Here is a 17,242-nt window from a genome sequence, read left to right as displayed (position 1 = left end):
TTCCGTAACGGAAGCGGGCGCGGATTGGTCGGAACGGGAAAATCATCCGACCGTGGGAACGACCAATCCGCCGGGCTTTCGGGGCCGGATTCCCACCGTGACCGAGAACGAGAAGAAAGCACCGCCGCTGCTGGGCGCGCTCAGCGGCGTCCTGGCGGGATTCGCCGCGCTCACGGTCGCCGAGGCGGTGGCGGAAGGCGTGCGTCCGCAGGCCGGTCCTGTCGTCGCAGTGGGCGGCGCGGCGATCGACAGGACTCCCGCCGCCGTCAAGGACTGGGCGATCCGGAATTTCGGTTCCGACGACAAGCTGGTTCTCCAGCTCGGAATTCTCGCGGTACTGGCCCTTTTCGCACTGGCACTCGGAATTCTCGCCCTGCGGTTCAGGCGCAGCGGGGCGGCCGGTGTGCTGTTGTTCGGGGCGGTCGGCGCCGTCGCGGCGACGAGCAGGCCCGACTCGACCGGGGCCACGGACGCGCTGCCCTCCGTGGCGGGCGCCGTCGCCGGAGCCGTACTGCTGTACGTCCTCGCAGGCCGTCTCGCACCCCGGGCCCCCGCGCCCGGCGCCCTTCCTTCGGGCGAGGGTGAGCCGTCCGATGAGGGCTGGGACCGGCGCGGCTTCGTGATCGCGGCGGGCGCGGCGGCCGTGGCATCGGCGGGAGCAGGTCTGCTCGGCCGCGCCCTGAGCAGTGCCGGCGGGCGGGACGCGGTCGCCTCCCGCAAGAACGTGGTGCTGCCGGTGCCCGGTTCCCCGGCCCGGGCCGTGCCCAGGGGCGCCGGACTGCGGGTCCCCGGGGTGAGCCCCTTCGTCACGCCCAACGCCGACTTCTACCGCGTCGACACCGCCCTGGTGGTGCCCAGGGTCGACGCCACGGACTGGCGGCTGCGCATCCACGGCGCCGGCGTCGTCCGCCCGGTCACCCTCTCCTTCGACGACCTGCTGCGGCGCGAGCTGGTCGAGCGGGACATCACGCTCACCTGTGTGTCGAACGAGGTCGGCGGCCCGTACGTCGGCAACGCCCGCTGGATCGGCGTACGACTGGCCGAGTTGCTGGCCGAGTGCGGGGTGCGGCCGCCCTCGAAGGGCGGTCCGGCCGACCAGTTGGTGGCCCGTTCCGTGGACGGGATGACGATCGGCAGCCCGGTGGAGGACGTGATGGACGGCCGCGACGCCCTCCTCGCGCTGGGCATGAACGGCGAACCGCTGCCCTTCGAGCACGGCTTCCCGGTCCGCATGGTGGTGCCCGGCCTCTACGGCTATGTCTCCGCCTGCAAGTGGATCAAGGACATCGAGCTCACCACGTTCGACTCCTACGACCCCTACTGGGTCAGGCGCGGCTGGGCCCGCAGAGCGCCGATCAAGACCGAGTCCCGCATCGACACCCCCAAGCCGTTCGCCCGGCCCAAGACCGGCAGGGTCATGGTCGGCGGAGTCGCCTGGGCCCAGCACCGCGGCATCGACAGGGTCGAGGTCCGGGTCGACGACGGCCCCTGGCAGGAGGCCCGGCTGGCCGCCGAGGACACCCGCGACACCTGGCGTCAGTGGTCCTTCCCCTGGCAGGCCACCAAGGGCGGCCACACCCTCACTGTCCGCGCCACAGACCGCACCGGCGCGACACAGACCGAGAAGCGCGCCCGCACCGTCCCCGACGGCGCCACCGGATGGCACTCGGTGGTCGTGACCGTCGACTGACCCCAGACCTTCCTGACTTCCCGGACCTCCCCGACACCCACTGGCGCCCCTGCCCCTGCCCTGCCCCCTCAAGCCACCTTTCCCAACCCCCGTACGAACGCGGCTCGGGCCGCATCGACTCACAGGAGAAACACCATGAACACTCGTATCAACCGCATCAGCCGTATCCGTCGGGTCGCCGTGACCGTCGCCGCGGCGGCCGTCCTGCCGCTGGGCCTGAGCGCCTGCTCCGACTCCGGCTCCGACTCCGCCACGTCCGACGCCTCGACGAAGGCGTCCGCGTCGGCCGACACCTCCGACGACGGCATGACCGGCTCCACCGGCACCACCACCACGGCGGACAAGCCGTTCGGCTCGGCCTGTTCGGCGGTGCCCGCGAGCGGTGCCGGCTCGTTCGACGGCATGGCCCAGGACCCGGTGGCCACCGCCGCGTCCAACAACCCGGCCCTGTCCACACTGGTGGCGGCGGTGACGAAGGCCGGTCTCGTCGACACCCTCAACAACGCCCAGAACATCACCGTGTTCGCGCCGACCAACGACGCCTTCGCCAAGATCCCCAAGGCGACCCTCGACAAGGTCCTGAACGACAAGGCCCAGCTGACGAAGATCCTCACCTACCACGTGGTGGGCCAGAAGCTGACCCCGAAGGACCTGGAGAAGGGCTCCTTCGACACCCTGGAGACGTCGAAGGTGACCACCTCGGGCTCCGGTGAGTCCTACACCGTCAACGACTCCGCCAAGGTCGTCTGCGGCAACGTGAAGACCGCCAACGCCAACGTCTACATCATCGACACCGTCCTCATGCCGACCAGCTGACGGACCGTCACCTTCGGGTTGTCACATTCGGGGCGCCACTTCGGTGGCGCCCCGAGGTTTTTCCGGGTACCCGCGTCACAGACCCGGCCGGGACGGGTCTGACGGAGTGAAGGCACATCAGCGACGAGACAGAGATGGGCATGCCATGACCACGCAGACCGCACCAGTCGCCAACGCCGACAAGGACCGGGACCTGAACCTGACCGCCCCGCAGCCGGGCAGGCCGCCGCAGACGACGACGGCCGTGTCCGGCGGCTCGACGGGAGCCGACCAGCCGGCCGCGAACCGTGGCCGGACGTCGATCGCCGACGTCGTCGTGGTGAAGGTCGCGGGCATCGCCGCCCGGGAGATCCCCGGTGTGCACGACATGGGCGGCGGACTCTCGCGCAGCTTCGGCGCCGTACGCGAACGCGTGCCCGGCGGCCGTCCCAACGTGGGCCGCGGGGTGAAGGTCGAGGTGGGCGAGCGGCAGACGGCCATCGACCTGGACCTGGTCGTCGAGTACGGGGTGTCCGTCATGGACGTCGCCCAGGACGTCCGGGAGAACGTCGTCTCCGCCGTGGAGCGCGTCACCGGCCTGGAGGTCGTCGAGGTGAACATCACCGTCAACGACGTCCACCTGCCCGAGGACGAGGAGTCCGCGAGCACGACCGAGGCCCGCGTGGAGTAGGGCAGCCGGTCAGGGGCACGGGGAGGAGTGGACCGGGTGAGAGGTGGATGGGCATGAGCACACCGTTCGTAGGGATGATCGCGGGTATGGCCCTGGCGTTCGCCGGCTGGTTCGGCGGGTTCGGCGCCTTCCTGCTGGTGGCCGCTCTCGGCGCCCTGGGCTGGGTACTGGGCCGGTGGGCCGAGGGCGGCGGCATCCGGGATGTGCGGGGCGTGCGGGACGCGTTCGAGCGGAGCCGTCGATGACCGCCGCCGCACAGCGCGGCACCACCACCGTCTCGGAACGGGCGGTGCGCCGGATCGCCGAACGGGCGACCGCCGAGGCGCTGCCCTCCCAGGACGGCGCCCGGACGACCGATACGGCCAGGACGACCGGGACGGCCCGGACGACCCGGGCCGCGGCGTCCGTGCGCGGCAGGCGGGCGGACCTGTCCCTCGCCGTGTCGCTGCCCTATCCGGCTCCGCTGGCCGACACCGTGCGGGACGTTCAGCGGCACGTCGTGGAGCGCACCCGGGAACTGACGGGCCTCGATGTGCCGGCCGCGCGCGTCAGCGTCACCTCGCTCACCCCGCCGACCTCCTCCCACCCCCTGGTGTCCCCGGACCCGGAAGCCGCCCCGGACGCCCGTGGGAGCCGTACGCCCCGGCGCTGGTGGTCCCGGCGCCGGATCCCGGTCGCCGTGCTGTCCGCGGTGGCCGCCCTGGTGTGCGGCGCGCTCGCCTTCGACCTGGTCCGCGTGCACGCCACGCACCGGACGGCCGCCGCCTGGCGGACCTCCGCCGTGCACTGGGCGGCCGGACACGGGCCCGGCGATCCGGCCGTCGTCGCCCTGGGCGGGCTGACGGCCCTGGCGGGCGTCTGGATGATAGTTCTCGCTCTCACCCCCGGCCGCCGTCGCCAGTCCACCGTCCGCACCTCGTCGGCCCGCGTCGACGCCGCGGTGGACCGCTCGGCGGTCCAGGCCCTGGTCCGCGACGCGGTGGCGGACGTGGACGGCATCGGAGCGGTGCGGGTACGCGTACGGCGCCGACGGGTCACCGTGCGGGCCGGGCTCGCCTTCGGCGACCGGGCACACGCGCACACCGCCGTGACGGCCGCCGCCCGGGACACCCTGGCGGGCTGCCTCCTGAGCGGCGGTCCCCGGCTTCGGGTCACCGTCGCACCGGAGCCGGTGTGGCAGCGTCCCGTCCCGCCGGCGGACGCACCGGGCCCCGGCGACAGCGGCTCCACCCCCACTCCCGCCCTCGCCACGGCCTTCCCCACCGCCACGACCTCGAAGGTCACCGCGTCCACGCGCACGCCCACGCCCACTTCCACGTCCGCCACCACCTCCGCCACCGCCACCACCACCGCTCCGGGGGTCGACCAGTGATGGGCCGCAATCGTGGCGTCGTCAACCGCGCCGTCCTCGGCGCCGTCGGAATCGCGCTCCTCCTCACGGGCTCCTGGCTCGCGGTGACGGACCGTCATCTCGCGGACCGGCTGCCGTCCTGGTGGCCCTCCGCCGGTACGGGCACCGTCCTGCTCGACGGGGACCGGCTGGCACGCCTGCGCGGCGAGGGCTGGTGGACGCCCGCCGTCATCGCCGCGGCGATCGGCCTGACCGTGCTGTTCGCGCTCTGCGCCCTGGGGTCCTTCAGCCGGGGCCCGACCCGGCACCTCGCCCTGCCGTCACCGCGCTGCACGGTGCGCCCGCAGGCGCTGGCCGAGGCACTGACCGCGCGCGTGGCGGCCCTGCCGGGCATCGCCCGCGGCCGTGCCCGGGTACTGCCCCGTCGCGGCCGGCGACTGGAGCTGGATCTGCGTGTCTGGCTGGAACCGGACACCTCGCCGGACGCCGTCCTGCCCGCCCTGCGCGCGGTGACGGCGGAGGCCGGGACAGCGGCTGCCCCCTACACGGCGCACACCCGGGTCCGCCTGAGTGCCGCCTCGCACCGCACACCCCGTGTCCGCTGAGCCGTACACCGACGTGCCCGGCGCCACCCGCCGGGCACGTCGGCTCGCGTGGCCGTCGCGGTGGCAGTTCGCGGCCTGGCGGTCCGCGCTGTGGCGTACACCGGTGTCGCTGTGGAACGACGACATCACGGACTACGCGGCGGCGCTGACGTACTACGCGATCCTGGCGGTGCTCCCCGCCATGCTGGCCACGGTCCTGGCGTTCGGCCTGATCAGCCCGGAGACGGCCGAGGGGTTCATCACCCACGTCACCGCCTATGCCCCGGCCGAGTCCGGCGCCGAACTGCACAGTGTCCTCACCCACGCGCTGGACGCGGACCGGACGGCCTGGCCGCTCCTCGTGACCGGGGCGGCCAGCGCGCTGTGGTCGGCCTCCAGCTATCTCGCCGTCTTCCGCCGCGCCCTGCACCGCATGCACCGCGTCGAGGACCGGCGCTCGAACTGGCGCAAGGCGCACCGCATCGTGCTCACCGCGCTCGTCCTGCTCGGTCTGCTCCTCGTCGGCTCGCTCACCCTGCTGCTGACCGGCCCGCTCGCGGAGGCCGTCGGCCGGACCATGGGCATGGACGCCACCGTGACCTGGACGTGGCGACTGCTGCGCTGGCCGCTGCTGCTGTGCCTCGTCGCCCTGCTGGTCGTGATCGTCTTCCACACCGGCCCCGCCGTCGCGCGCCGACGCGGGCACAGCCTGTCCGGCGGCGCGCTGGCCGCCGCGCTCTGGCTGACCGTGTCCGCGGGCTTCTCGTCGTACGCCTCGACACTCGGCGCCTACAGCAGGCTGTACGGCTCGCTCTCCGGCATCGTCGTCTTCCTTATCTGGCTGTGGCTGTCGAACCTGGCACTGCTCACCGGCGCGCAGTTCGCCGCGGAGCTCTCCAAGGCGCCGCCCGCTCAGAGCATCGGGAAGCCGCCCGTGCCGTAGCACTCCTCGGGGAGGGGATCCGGGCTGCCGTCGGGGTCGAGCAGGTGGGCGACGAGGGCCGCGGTGGTGCGGTGCCAGAAGCGGGGGCGGTGCAGCATGGCGTGGTCGCCGCCGCCGACGACGGCCATCCCGGCCCGTGCCGCCGTGTCCCGCGCCCGGCGCACACAGTCCGCCGAGTCGGCGGGCGAGGTGACGCGGTCGCGTTCGCCGTGCAGGGCGACGACGTGCCGGCCCGCCGTCTGCTCCACCGGTTCGCCCGGCGGCCACCAGGGGGCCAGGGCCACGACACCGCACACCTGCGGGTGACCGGCGGCGCGCAGGGCGGCCCGGCCGCCCATGGAGTGCCCGAGCAGCACGGTCGGCACGGGTCCGGCCAGTCCGGCGAGGTCGCGCAGCGCCTCCTGGGTGTCCCGTACGGGGTCGGCGCGTCCGCCGTTCCAGCCGCGGAGGCGGTAGCGGACCTGGGCGACCAGGACGTCCTGGTGCGGGAGTCCGGCGGTCACCGCCCGTACGACGGGGCCCATCCGCAGCGCGGCGAGCTGCCAGGGCCGGGCACTGCGCTCGCTGGTCGCCTGTCCACCGTGCAGCACCAGCACGGCCGCGCGTGGGCGGGCCGGACGGCGCCGAAACAGCAGCGTGCCCCCGGACGGCACAAGGAATCCGGCCCCGCCCTGGACACCCTGGTCACCTCGGCCGCCCTGGTAGTCCTCCATGCCCTGCTCTCCCTGCTCTCCCTGACCGTCCTGCCCGTCCTGTTGCACGACGGCACACCCCCTGTTCCGGCTGTTCCGGCCCGCGCGCCGTGCGTCCCGCGTCCCTCGACACGCGGGCCACGGAGGCGATCCTCCCCTCCCCGACCCGATCCGACCCAGCTCAACCCAACCCGATTCCGATCCGATCCGGCGGGTTCGTCACGTCGTCCCCGGGCCGCTCCGTCGCGGCGGGCGGGGGAGGAAGCCGCTCGTACGGGCCTTGTACTCGGCGTATCCGGGCCGGTCGGCCATGTGCCGTTCCAGCAGCCGCTTTCCGCTTCCCCGGGTCAGCAGCAGGCTCATCACCACCGGCGACACGACGGACACGCCGGCCGCCGCCGGGGAGTCGCAGACGATGAGGAACAGGCCCCACCAGACGCAGAAGTCCCCGAAGTAGTTGGGGTGCCGGGTCCACGCCCACAGCCCGCGGTCCATGATCCTCCCCCGGTTGGCGGGATCGGCCCGGAAGCGGGCCAGCTGGGCGTCCCCCACCGCCTCGAAGCCGATCCCGACCGCCCACAGCGCACCGCCGGCCCAGGCGAGGGCGGACGGCGGGCCGGACACGTACTGCGCGGCCTGCACGGGCAGGGACACCAGCCAGACGAGCGCGCCCTGGAGGAGGTAGACCATGCGCAGCGCGTACGCGTTCCGGCTGCCCGGCGCCTTGGCCAGCATCTTCTCGTAGCGCGGGTCCTCGCCGTGGCCCCGGCCCCGGCGGGCGATGTGCACCGCGAGCCGCAGCCCCCAGATCGCCGTCAGCGCGGTCACCAGCAGCCGTCGTACGAGGTCGCCCTCACCGGCGGAGGCGGCGAAGGTGGTGACGGCCACCGCCGCGAAGCCGGTCCCCCAGGCGACGTCCACGATCCGGTGGACGCCCACGCGCACCGCGATACCGAAGGTGACCAGCATGACCGTGAGCGCCGCGGCGGCGGCCCAGGCCAGGTTGAGCGTGAACGCGTGCCACGGGAAGCCGCTCGCGGTGGTGTTCATCGGCCGGGGTTCTCCTTGGTGAACAGGTACTGCTGCACGTCGAGGTAGCCGGCCCGGAAGCCGGCCTCGGAGTAGGCCAGGTAGAAGGTCCACAGCCTGTGGAAGACCTCGTCGAAGCCGAGCGCCGAGACGTCGTCGGCGCGCTCGGTGAACCGCTCGCGCCACAGCCGGAGCGTCTCGGCGTAGTGCGCGCCGAAGGCGTCCCGGCGGGCGAGGCGCAGCCCGGTGTGGTCGCGGGCGGTCTCCTCGATCGCCCGCGTGGACGGGATCTGGCCGCCGGGGAACACGTACTTGTGGATCCAGGTGAAGGTGTCGCGGCTCGCGAGCATCCGGTCGTGCGGCATGGTGATGGCCTGCAACGCCACCCGGCCGCCCGGGGCCAGCCGCTCGTCCAGGGCCCGGAAGTACACCGGCCAGAACTCCACGCCGACCGCCTCGATCATCTCCACGCTGACGACGGCGTCGTACTCCCCGCGCGCCTCGCGGTAGTCGCACAGCTCGATGGAGACGCGGTCCGCGAGTCCGGCCGCGCGCACCCTTTCCACGGCCAGGGCCCGCTGCTCCCGGGAGAGCGTGAGCGAGGTGACGCGGGCGCCTCGGGCGGCGGCCCGCAGGGCGAGTTCGCCCCAGCCGGTGCCGATCTCCAGCAGCCGGGTGCCCTCGCCGACGTCGGCCAGGTCGAGCAGCCGGTCGATCTTGCGGTGCTGGGCGGCGGCGAGCCGGTCCCGGTCGGCGGGGAAGCCCCGGAACACGGCGGAGGAGTAGGTGAGGGTGTCGTCGAGGAAGAGGGCGAACAGGTCGTTGGACAGGTCGTAGTGGCGGCTGATGTTGGCACGGGAGCCGTCGGGCGTGTTCCGCTCGTCGTGCGGGTGGCGCGGCGCCCACAGGCCGCGCAGGCGTTGCAGCGGGGCCGGAATGAGTTCGGCGGCGTGCCCGGCGAGGACGGTGAGGGCGGCCACCAGGTCGGGGGCGTCCCACTCGCCGGCCATGTAGGACTCCCCGAACCCGACCAGGCCGTGGGTGCCGACCCGGGCGTGGAAGGCGGCCGGGTCGCGCACCTCGATCAGCGGCCCGCCCAGCCCCACGTCACCGGCCCCGGCGAACCGGGCCCGCAGGGGCAGCCGGCCGAGGGCCCGTCGGACGAGGGCGGCGGTCACGGCGGTACGGGCCCGGGAGGCGGCCGGTACGGCGACGATGTCGGGCCAGAGCGCGGGATCGGCGGGGGTGGCGTGCACGCGGGCGGGATCCGTGACGGCACCGCGCCCACGGCCACCCTCACGGTCAGGGCCGACGGTCTGTTCGTCGGGGGCGGTGCGGCCCTCGGGCACGGCGTGGCCGTCAGGGGCGGTGTGGCCGTCAGGGGTGCTGGGTTCTGCTGTCCTCATGTCGCTTTCTCCGAGGTGCGGTGTCCGGGGCGGGGCTGGACGGGCAGTCCCCGCAGGTAGAGGCGGATGCCGTGGGCGCGGATGGCGGCCGACACGGTGAGGGTGGACCAGGGGTGCCGCAGCGCCAGCCGCAGCAGGGACGGCGTGCTCACCGGGCGCCGGGTGCCATGGACGGTCGCGGTGAAGGCCCGGCCGCCCTCGCGGTCCAGGTGCACGGTCAGGTCGAGCCGGGGCCCGGGCGGCGGCACCCGCATGCGGTAGCCGCCGTCGACGGGGAAGAACGGCGAGACGTAGAACTTCTTGTCGGCGCGCGCGGTCCCGGAGGCGTCCGGGCGCAGCAGGTAGGAGTGGCGCCCGCCGTACGTGTTGTGCACCTCCGCGACCACGCAGCGCGGTTCCCCGTCGGGGCCGTGGCACCAGTACAGGGTGAGCGGGTTGAACACGTACCCGAAGACCCGCGCGTGGGTGAGCATCACCACCCGCCCGCCGTCCAGGTGTACGCCGTGACCGGCGAGGAAGTCGTCCAGGCCGGCCCGGATCGACGGCCGGTCGCCGGTGAAGTGGTCGCGCGGGTCGAACCGGGCCAACGGCCGCAGCGGGAACGGCAGTCGGGGCGGACGATCGGGGTCGACGAGCCACATGTACGTCCGGTGGCGCAGCCCGTAGCGGCGGGGCGCGGTCCGTATGTGGCTGATCGTGCAGGCGTAGAGGGCGGGTACGGCGCTCACCAGCGCACCCCCAGTGCCGCGGCGGCCTCGACACCCGAACGGCAGCCGTCCTCGTGGAACCCCCAGCCGTGGTAGGCGCCCGCGAACACACAGACGTCACTGGCGAGTTCGGGCAGGCGCCGCTGAGCGGCCACCGACTCGGGGGTGTAGACGGGGTGTTCGTAGACCATGCGGGCCAGCACCCGGCCGGGGTCGACGCGGTCCTCGCCGCCCAGGGTGACCACGAACGTCTCGGTGGCGTCGAGGCGTTGCAGCCGGTTCATGTCGTAACTGACCCGTACCCGGCCGCCGTCGGCCGCGCACGAGGGCATCAGGTAGTTCCAGGAGGCGCGGGCGCCGGGCGCACTCGGCAGCAGCCGGGTGTCGGTGTGCAGGAGGGTGGTGTTGCGGGAGTAGCGGAACGCGCCCAGCACCTCCCGCTCCCGCTCGCTCGCGTCGGCCAGCAGCCGCAGCGCCTGGTCCGGATGGACCGCGATCACGACCGCGTCGTAGGACTCGGTGGTGCCGTCCCCCGCCGTCACGTCGACGCCGTCGGCATGGCGTCGTACGGCCCGTACGGGCGTGCCGGTGCGGACGTCGCCGATCTGCTTGGCGATCCGGTCGACGTAGGTGCCCGAGCCGCCGCTGACCGTGCGCCACACCGGTGAGCCGCTCACCGACAGCAGTCCGTGGTGTTCCAGGAAGCGGAACAGGTAGGCGGCCGGGTAGCGCTGGGCGGTGACGGCGTCGCAGGACCACACCGCCGACACCACCGGCGTCATGAAGTGGCTGCGGAAGTAGGCGGAGTAGCCCTCCCGGTCGAGGAACTCACCCAGCGTGAGCGCCTGCTCACCGCCCTGTTCGCCGTGTTCGCCGCCTTGGGCGAGCAGTCGCCGGGCCGCGCGGTGGAAGGCGGGCACCTCGGCCAGCAGCCGCAGGTAGGGGCCGCGCAGCAGGTTGCGGGGCTGTGCGAACACTCCGGCCGGGCCGCGGGCGCCCGCGTACTCCAGGCCGCACCCCTCGCACCGCACCGACATGCTCATCTCCGACTCCTGCGTGGGCACGCCGAGCTCGTCGAACAGCCGCAGCAGATGCGGGTAGGTGCGCCGGTTGTGGACGATGAACCCGGAGTCGACACGGTGCACCCGCCCGTCGTGCGGCGACGTCAGCTCGTGGGTGTGCGCGTGTCCGCCGAGCCGGTCGTCGGCCTCGTACAGGGTGACGTGACCGGCACCGCCCAGGACGTACGCGGCGGTCAGGCCCGCCACCCCGCCCCCGACCACGGCCGTGCGCCGCCCCTCCCGTGCCGTCCGTTCCGGGCCGCGCGGGCCGTCCGTCGGCGTCCGTTCCATCACATCTCCTCCCGCCCTGCGATCAGGGATCTCCGCGTAATCCGGATCAGGTCGGGCGGCGGATTGGCCCAGCGGCGAATCGGCCGAGGAAGCCGATGGGAGGAGTGCGAGGGGAGCGGGGCCGAACGCAGGAGGGCGCACCGGCCGGAGCCGGTGCGCCCTCCTCGCGCGACCCGATACGGGCCGGTGGGGATCAGGTGTTGTTGCCGCAGGTGTTGACCCACTTGTGGGAGGCCGCGTTGTCGTGGACGCGCTGGCCCTGGCCGGCGGTGTTACCGGCGTTCCAGCTGAAGACCTGGCTGTTGTTGCGCAGGTTCCACTCGTGCCCCTGCCCGATGCAGGCGTAGGCGCTCTGGTAGTTCTCGTTGTAGTAGATGTTCACCTGGGCGAAGGAGCTGCCGGTGCCCCGGTTCGCGACCCAGTCGAGCTTGTTCTTGATCGTGGCCGGCCAGTCGGTGCTGTTGCCCTGGTTGCGGTAGGTCAGCTGGTTGTCGTCGGCGTAGGCACAGAACTCGCCGGAGTTGCAGCCTCCGTCGGCCTGGGCGATGCCGGGCGTGGCCAGGAGCGCTGTGGCGGCCACGGCCGCGCCGGCGAGAACGGTACGAAGCTTGCTCATGATCATTCAGTCCTTTGATCGATTTTTTCGTTGATGTCGGTCACTTGGTTGGTGCGCCGGATTTCCTCGGCGGCCCCGGTGGATCCGGTGTCCCGCTGTCCCGGTCCGTTCCGTGGTCCCCACGAGTCCGCCTGGTCGTGCTGTTACGCGGTGTCAGTTCCGGCCGACCACACCGCGAGCCTTGGGCAGGGCTTTCACCTGCATGCGCCGTGCCGTGTCGTACGCCGCGCGGTACTCGCCGTACAGGACGTCCGAGTAGTGCCGGTCCAGACGCTTCGCCGTGGTCGAGAGCCCGGTCGAGCGGCCGCACTCGGCCTCGTCCACGGCAGCCTTGACGTCCTTCGCCCGCGCCCCCGGGGCGGTGTCCCGCAGACGGATGTCGCGCAGCGCCGGGGGATTCTCGGCCACATGACCGCGCCGCTTCATGCAGTCGCGCCACTTCACGAGCACGGACCGGAACGCCGGGTCCTCGGCGACCCGGCCGACCCGCATGCCGGGCAGACCGTTCACCACCTGGATCGAGCGGTACCAGGCACGCGCGTCCCCGTAGAGGCTCTGCCACGAGCCCGCGGCACAGCCCTTCTCGCTGTGGCTGAGGACTCCGCCCATGGGAGGCGTGGCCTTGAGCCTGTCGCCTCCCTGGCTCGGCCCGAAGAGGGCGTCGCCGTAGGCCTCGTACCGTGCCTTCGGAAGCGAGTCGAGGTAGTGCTTCTCCTCGCTGTCCTTCCAGTCGCGTTCGGCACGCCGCTCGATGTCCCGGCCGTACCCGTAACGCGCCGCCCACGCCCTGTCGTCGATCCCGTAGGGGAACTCCCGGTAGTCCGGTGCCGGCAGCCGGGGGACGAGCCAGTAGCGGAAACCCCTGTCGGCCATGCAGTCCCGGATCAGCAGCTGTTCCGCGCGGTGCAGGACGTCCAGCTCCGCCGTCGTCGGCCTGCGGGGCGGTTGCCCGCCCTGCCCGGCCGTCGCGTCCGTGTTCCTCCCGGACTGCTGGGCCGCCGAGTCGCCGCCGCTGATCGTCACGACGGCCGCGGCCAGCAGACCCGCGCACATCGCGGCGGCGAGCAGCCACCGCAGTCCCACCCCAACACGCACGACAGTTCCCTCCCTGGTGGCTTCCGGCCTCTGTGGCTTCCGGCCCTTGCGGTGCCTGTGCGGTCCGTGAACCGACGCCTCGAAAGCTAGCCAGGGGCGTACCGGGTGGGACATCCGGAACTTGCGGGAGTCCCTTTCTGCGCCGGATCGGGCACCGTGCCGACAAAACAGCCATCCGGTGACGCTCGGGGGGCCGGTGCGGCACCCCGTCAACTTCCGGATACCGGCGGGCCGGTGGCCGCCATAGCTTGCTTCCGCCATCTGCGGCCCGTACGCCGACACGGCCCCGGAGGACGGCTGGCCCTGCGCAGCCGCAGGGCCCCCGGCGCCGACGCGGGGGCCGATCCGCGCCCTTACCGCGACACCCAGGTGGCCCGAGCGAAATGGGGAACCCACGTGACCAGTCCGACCACCCACCCCGGCGGATCCGCCGCCGGACGACCGCCGAACCGGCGCGGGACACGTCTGCGCCGGCTCCCCGCCGTCGCCGCCGCCCTCGCGCTCGCCGCGACCGTGCTGGGCCTGACCGGGTCGTCACCGGCGACCGCCGCGCCGCACCTCGCCACGCAGGCCGAGGTGCCGGCGGGTGTGACCGCCGGTGTGGCGGTCTTCGACCGTACGACCGGGACTTTCACCGAACGGCTCAACGAGACCATGCGGTTCCGCTCGGCCTCGGTGGTGAAACTGCTCATCGCCCTCGACTACCTGCGCACCCGCGACCCCCGCACCCTGTCCACCGCCGACCGCACCCGGCTCGACTCGATGCTGCGCAGCAGCGACGACAACGCGGCAAGCTACTACTGGAGCCTCGGCGGGCGGACGGCGATCATCGACCGCACGGTGACGCAGCTCGGCCTCGCCGACACCGCCAACCCGCCGGCGGGGTACGAGGACTACTGGGGGTACGTCGCCCTGTCGGCCGCCGACACGGTACGGATCTACCGGTACATCCTGGACACCGCCTCCGCTCCGGTGCGCGACTACGTCATGGGCAACCTGCGCCAGTCGACGCGCTGCGGCACCGACGGGTTCGACCAGCAGTTCGGCATCGCGGGCTCCTTCGAGCGGCCGTGGGCGGTCAAGCAGGGCTGGTCCGGCTTCGGCAGCTCCGGCGGCTGCACCCCCAGGCCCGCGACGACCGTCCCGAGCGTCGCCGCGGCGGCACAGCAGTCCGCGCAGAAGTCCGCACAGCAGTCCCCACGGAAGTCAGCCGAGCAGTCCGGGCGGCAGTCCACGGCCGTGCAGCGGGCCGCCGCCGGGGTCGATCTGACCAAGGAGGCGCTGCACACCACCGGCACGGTCGGGGCCGGTGACCGGGCGATCGTGGCCGTGTTCACCCTGCACCCCGACGGCACCCCGTTCGGCACGGCGTACACGGACCTGGGCCGGCTCACCCGCTCCCTCGACGTACCGGGCGCCGTCCGCCCGTCCGGAACCTGGTTCGGCACCTGGAGCTCGGGCGTGAACGTGCGCCCGCGCCCGACCACCGTCGACTCCCCTCCGCTGACGACCCTGCCGGGCGGTGTGGAGGTCCTGGTGAGCTGCCAGAAGCAGGGCCAGGAGGTCAGCATTCCGCCATACACGAACAAGTGGTGGGCCTATCTGCCCCAGTACGGCGGCTACATCACCAACATCTACATCAGCTCGCCGGGGAACCAGCTTCCCGGTGTGCCCGTCTGTTCCTCGTAGAACGCGCTGGACGAACGGCGTAGGGCCCCTGTGGACCGGAACCCACGGGGGCCCTGCGCCGCCTCCCCGTGCGCCGACCACCGGGCGGACGGCCGCCCCCGGCCACCGGCGGAATCCAGCCAACGCACGCGCGATCCAGCCCGCACGGGGTACCCCCCGGGGCTACGATGCCCGGCGGCTTGACCAGCCGAAGAGCGGGGGAAGGGAAAACTGCCGATGAGCGGCGTACTCATCCATTTGCCGTCAGCGCACCCCACGGAACCGGCGACGACCCGGCGCCTGGGACCGGGGGAGGCGGCACGGTTCGGCCGTGGCACGAAGGCGCATCCGGTCGAACTGCTGCTGCCGGACCCGGCCGTCTCCCGGCTCGCCGGGGAGATCCGGGTGACGGAGGACCACTGGCAGCTCAGCAACTTCTCCACCACCCACAGCTATCTGGTCGAGAACCCGGAGGGCGCCGGGGAGTACCTGCGGATCCCGCCGCGCCGGTCGGGGGCGCCGATCCCGTTCGAGTTCGCCCGGGTCGTGCTGCCCACCCGGGGCTCCACGGTGAGCTTCCAGGTATTCGCGCCCGACCACGTCTACCTCGACGCGGAGGATCCCGGCGGCGCCTGGGGCACCCGTACCCTCAACGCCTACTCCCTCGACGAGACCGCCACGTACTTCCTCGTCCTGGTGGCGCTCTGCGAACCTCGGCTGCGCGACGAGTCGGCGGTCTCCGTGCCGACCACCCCGCAGGTCGTGGAACGCATCAGCACCCACCCGGCCCTGACACGGCTGACCGCGCGGGCCGTCAGCGCCCACATCGACTACCTGGCCGAGCAGAAACTTCGGGTACGCGGGCCGCAGGACGTCACCGACACGGGCGGCGGCGCACGCCGTACGGGCAAGCGCGAGGCCGTCGTCGGCGTCGCGCTCCGCTTCGGCCTGGTCCGCGAGGAGCACCTGGCCCTGCTGCCGTCCCGCGCCCCGGGCCCCCTCCTCCCGGACCCGGCACAGTCCGGGGGCCACCGGTGACCAACACGGGCGGGAAGTACGACGAGGCGGTCGACGAGAACGTGGGCGGGCGTACGAGCGGCAGTACCGGCGGGACGGCGGCCGGGGGTCCGGGCGAACCGTGTCACGGCGGGTCCGGCGGGCCCGACGGGACGGCCGACCCGATTCCCCGGGGCTTTCGCGTGGGCCGCTGGGAGGTCACCGAGCCGATCGCCGACGGCGGCTGGGGACGCGTCTACGAGGGCCGCGAGACGCCCGGGGAAGCAGCGGAGGCAGCGGAAGGTGCCGAAACCGCTGAGGGGAGCGCAGGGCCCGGGTCCGGGCCGGCGCCGGAGAGCCGGGTCGCGCTGAAGTTCCTGTCGACCTCGGGGCTGGCTCCCCGGCAGGCCGAACGGCTGGCGGAGACCGTGCGGCGCGAGATCGAATTCGGCAGCCGGGCCCGGCATCCCCGGCTGATGCGGCTGCTGGACTCCGTGGTGCTCGGCGACACCGAGGTGCCCGGACTGGACGGCGCCGTCGTGCTGGTCATGGAGCGGGCCGAGAGCAGCCTCCAGGACCTGCTGGACGCCGCCGACGGCAGCCCCCTGCCGGAGGCGGAGCGGCTGGTGACCGAGGTCTGCGAGGGGCTGGCCCATCTGCACCGGCTCGGCTGGGTGCACGGCGACCTGAAGCCGGACAACGTGCTGATCATGGCGGACGGTTCGGTACGGCTCTCCGACTTCGGCCTCACCGTCGAGCTCGACGGGACGCGCGGCACCCACGGCTACATCCCGCCTCTGGGCTCCCCCGACTATCTGCCGCCCGAGCGCTGGCGGGCCCCGCTGGACGAACGCGGGGTGCAGGTGCGGCCCTCCGCCGACGTGTGGGCCCTGGGCGTGATGATCCACCAGGTGTTCACCGGGGGTGCCTCGCCGTTCCCCGGGGCCACCTTCGCCGCCCGGGTCTCCGCGGTCCAGGAGTACGCCGAGGGCAGGGCGCCGCTCAGACCGCACGTCATGGTGCCGGAGTTCTGGCGGGCCCTGGCCGCCGACTGTCTCCTGCCCGCCCACACCGAGCGCGCGGCGCACACGTCGGAGAGCCTGCTGGACCGCGTCCGGGCCGCCCGGCACGCGGACGGCCTCCCCACCGCCCGGCAGCGCCCCGCCAAGCGGACCGCCGCCCTGGCAGCCGGCGCCGCGCTGGCCCTGCTGGGCGCGGGCGGCGCCGCCTGGTGGCAGTGGGGAGGTTCCGGCGGCGACCCCCGTACGACGCCGGAAGCGCGGCTGAGCGTGTACAACGCCGACGCCAAGTGCCGTGCCCGCGCCGACCGGCACCCGCTGTGCAGCCTCGGCCTCGCCATCGACCCCACCACGCCGTACGTCCTGGACAACGTGGTGGAGACCCGGGTGTGGCACGGCGACGTACTCACCGTGGAGTGCGGTCTGGAGCGCGGGGTCCCCGTCACCGACGAGGCGGGCGTCCGGTCGTCCCGGTGGTTCCGGGTGCGGCTGCCCGCGGCGGCGGCGGACGCGGAGAAGGACACGCAGACCGTGCGGACCACCGCCTGGCTGCCCGACGTACGGACCAGGAGCAAGCCCGTCGTCCCGGCCTGCGCGAGCGGCTGAGC

At 73.3% G+C, this 17,242-nt stretch carries 17 protein-coding genes; 10 read left to right on the top strand and 7 right to left on the bottom strand.

Going from position 1 to position 17,242, the window contains the following annotated elements:
* The first annotated feature begins 97 nt into the window (after positions 1–97).
* The 7 genes from OG595_RS22175 to OG595_RS22145 all read left to right on the top strand — a co-directional run bounded on the left by OG595_RS22175 (position 98) and on the right by OG595_RS22145 (position 6,054).
* The gene (locus OG595_RS22175; protein WP_329274562.1) at positions 98–1,690 is read left to right on the top strand and encodes a sulfite oxidase; all 1,593 of its coding nucleotides are present in this window, start codon (positions 98–100) and stop codon (positions 1,688–1,690) included.
* 135 nt (positions 1,691–1,825) lie between these two features.
* Positions 1,826–2,506: a fasciclin domain-containing protein gene (locus OG595_RS22170; RefSeq protein ID WP_329274559.1), complete on the top strand. Its 681-nt coding sequence runs from the start codon at positions 1,826–1,828 to the stop codon at positions 2,504–2,506.
* Between the two features lie 145 nt (positions 2,507–2,651).
* Positions 2,652–3,176, top strand: coding sequence for an Asp23/Gls24 family envelope stress response protein (locus OG595_RS22165; protein WP_329274557.1), 525 nt, complete (start codon positions 2,652–2,654; stop codon positions 3,174–3,176).
* A gap of 53 nt (positions 3,177–3,229) precedes the next feature.
* Positions 3,230–3,421, top strand: a complete 192-nt coding sequence (locus OG595_RS22160; protein WP_329274554.1) for a hypothetical protein — start codon at positions 3,230–3,232, stop codon at positions 3,419–3,421.
* Positions 3,418–4,548, top strand: coding sequence for a DUF6286 domain-containing Asp23/Gls24 family envelope stress response protein (locus OG595_RS22155; protein WP_329274551.1), 1,131 nt, complete (start codon positions 3,418–3,420; stop codon positions 4,546–4,548). Before OG595_RS22160 ends, OG595_RS22155 begins: the two co-directional genes overlap by 4 nt.
* Positions 4,548–5,132 carry a hypothetical protein gene (locus tag OG595_RS22150; RefSeq protein ID WP_329274548.1) on the top strand — a complete coding sequence of 195 codons (585 nt, stop codon included), beginning with the start codon at positions 4,548–4,550 and terminating at the stop codon, positions 5,130–5,132. The genes OG595_RS22155 and OG595_RS22150 overlap by 1 nt, the downstream gene beginning before the upstream one ends.
* A complete protein-coding gene (locus tag OG595_RS22145; RefSeq protein WP_443073104.1) occupies positions 5,122–6,054 on the top strand; it encodes a YihY/virulence factor BrkB family protein in 933 nt (310 codons plus the stop codon). Before OG595_RS22150 ends, OG595_RS22145 begins: the two co-directional genes overlap by 11 nt.
* Here OG595_RS22145 and OG595_RS22140 read toward each other — a convergent pair.
* The 7 genes from OG595_RS22140 to OG595_RS22110 form a co-directional block, all read right to left on the bottom strand.
* The gene (locus OG595_RS22140) at positions 6,024–6,767 is read right to left on the bottom strand and encodes an alpha/beta fold hydrolase (protein ID WP_443073103.1); all 744 of its coding nucleotides are present in this window, start codon (positions 6,765–6,767) and stop codon (positions 6,024–6,026) included. The genes OG595_RS22145 and OG595_RS22140 overlap by 31 nt on opposite strands.
* A 198-nt stretch (positions 6,768–6,965) precedes the next feature.
* Positions 6,966–7,796: a DUF1295 domain-containing protein gene (locus tag OG595_RS22135; RefSeq protein WP_329274545.1), complete on the bottom strand. Its 831-nt coding sequence runs from the start codon at positions 7,794–7,796 to the stop codon at positions 6,966–6,968.
* Complete coding sequence (locus tag OG595_RS22130; RefSeq protein ID WP_329274543.1) at positions 7,793–9,181, bottom strand: class I SAM-dependent methyltransferase; 1,389 nt, start codon at positions 9,179–9,181, stop codon at positions 7,793–7,795. Before OG595_RS22130 ends, OG595_RS22135 begins: the two co-directional genes overlap by 4 nt.
* A complete protein-coding gene (locus OG595_RS22125; RefSeq protein ID WP_329274540.1) occupies positions 9,178–9,909 on the bottom strand; it encodes a DUF1365 domain-containing protein in 732 nt (243 codons plus the stop codon). The genes OG595_RS22130 and OG595_RS22125 overlap by 4 nt, the downstream gene beginning before the upstream one ends.
* Positions 9,906–11,240 (bottom strand): NAD(P)/FAD-dependent oxidoreductase, encoded by a 1,335-nt coding sequence (locus OG595_RS22120; protein ID WP_329274537.1) that lies wholly within the window; start codon positions 11,238–11,240, stop codon positions 9,906–9,908. The genes OG595_RS22125 and OG595_RS22120 overlap by 4 nt, the downstream gene beginning before the upstream one ends.
* Before the next feature lie 193 nt (positions 11,241–11,433).
* Positions 11,434–11,856: a hypothetical protein gene (locus tag OG595_RS22115; protein ID WP_329274534.1), complete on the bottom strand. Its 423-nt coding sequence runs from the start codon at positions 11,854–11,856 to the stop codon at positions 11,434–11,436.
* A gap of 153 nt (positions 11,857–12,009) precedes the next feature.
* Positions 12,010–12,951, bottom strand: coding sequence for a hypothetical protein (locus OG595_RS22110; protein ID WP_329274530.1), 942 nt, complete (start codon positions 12,949–12,951; stop codon positions 12,010–12,012).
* A 465-nt stretch (positions 12,952–13,416) separates the two neighbouring features.
* On the opposite strand from OG595_RS22110, the gene OG595_RS22105 reads away from it, so the two are divergent.
* The 3 genes from OG595_RS22105 to OG595_RS22095 all read left to right on the top strand — a co-directional run bounded on the left by OG595_RS22105 (position 13,417) and on the right by OG595_RS22095 (position 17,240).
* Positions 13,417–14,640, top strand: a complete 1,224-nt coding sequence (locus tag OG595_RS22105; protein WP_443073356.1) for a hypothetical protein — start codon at positions 13,417–13,419, stop codon at positions 14,638–14,640.
* A 216-nt stretch (positions 14,641–14,856) separates the two neighbouring features.
* Positions 14,857–15,657 (top strand): serine/threonine protein kinase, encoded by an 801-nt coding sequence (locus OG595_RS22100; RefSeq protein WP_329274527.1) that lies wholly within the window; start codon positions 14,857–14,859, stop codon positions 15,655–15,657.
* A complete protein-coding gene (locus tag OG595_RS22095; RefSeq protein WP_329274525.1) occupies positions 15,654–17,240 on the top strand; it encodes a serine/threonine-protein kinase in 1,587 nt (528 codons plus the stop codon). The genes OG595_RS22100 and OG595_RS22095 overlap by 4 nt, the downstream gene beginning before the upstream one ends.
* Positions 17,241–17,242 lie beyond the last annotated feature (2 nt).

Source organism: Streptomyces sp. NBC_01451 (assembly GCF_036227485.1).
Classification (GTDB): Bacteria; Actinomycetota; Actinomycetes; order Streptomycetales; family Streptomycetaceae; genus Streptomyces.
Note: the sequence above shows the minus strand (reverse complement) of the source record. Positions and strands in the feature narration are given on the sequence as shown.

What these genes read in the sequence shown, in the direction of transcription:
- OG595_RS22170 (WP_329274559.1), top strand. Translation starts at nt 1,826, where the DNA reads ATGAACACTCGTATCAACCGCATCAGCCGTATCCGTCGGGTCGCCGTG.
- OG595_RS22165 (WP_329274557.1), top strand. Translation starts at nt 2,652, where the DNA reads ATGACCACGCAGACCGCACCAGTCGCCAACGCCGACAAGGACCGGGAC.
- OG595_RS22160 (WP_329274554.1), top strand. Translation starts at nt 3,230, where the DNA reads ATGAGCACACCGTTCGTAGGGATGATCGCGGGTATGGCCCTGGCGTTC.
- OG595_RS22155 (WP_329274551.1), top strand. Translation starts at nt 3,418, where the DNA reads ATGACCGCCGCCGCACAGCGCGGCACCACCACCGTCTCGGAACGGGCG.
- OG595_RS22150 (WP_329274548.1), top strand. Translation starts at nt 4,548, where the DNA reads ATGGGCCGCAATCGTGGCGTCGTCAACCGCGCCGTCCTCGGCGCCGTC.
- OG595_RS22140 (WP_443073103.1), bottom strand. Translation starts at nt 6,767, where the DNA reads ATGGAGGACTACCAGGGCGGCCGAGGTGACCAGGGTGTCCAGGGCGGG.
- OG595_RS22135 (WP_329274545.1), bottom strand. Translation starts at nt 7,796, where the DNA reads ATGAACACCACCGCGAGCGGCTTCCCGTGGCACGCGTTCACGCTCAAC.
- OG595_RS22130 (WP_329274543.1), bottom strand. Translation starts at nt 9,181, where the DNA reads ATGAGGACAGCAGAACCCAGCACCCCTGACGGCCACACCGCCCCTGAC.
- OG595_RS22120 (WP_329274537.1), bottom strand. Translation starts at nt 11,240, where the DNA reads ATGGAACGGACGCCGACGGACGGCCCGCGCGGCCCGGAACGGACGGCA.
- OG595_RS22115 (WP_329274534.1), bottom strand. Translation starts at nt 11,856, where the DNA reads ATGAGCAAGCTTCGTACCGTTCTCGCCGGCGCGGCCGTGGCCGCCACA.
- OG595_RS22100 (WP_329274527.1), top strand. Translation starts at nt 14,857, where the DNA reads ATGAGCGGCGTACTCATCCATTTGCCGTCAGCGCACCCCACGGAACCG.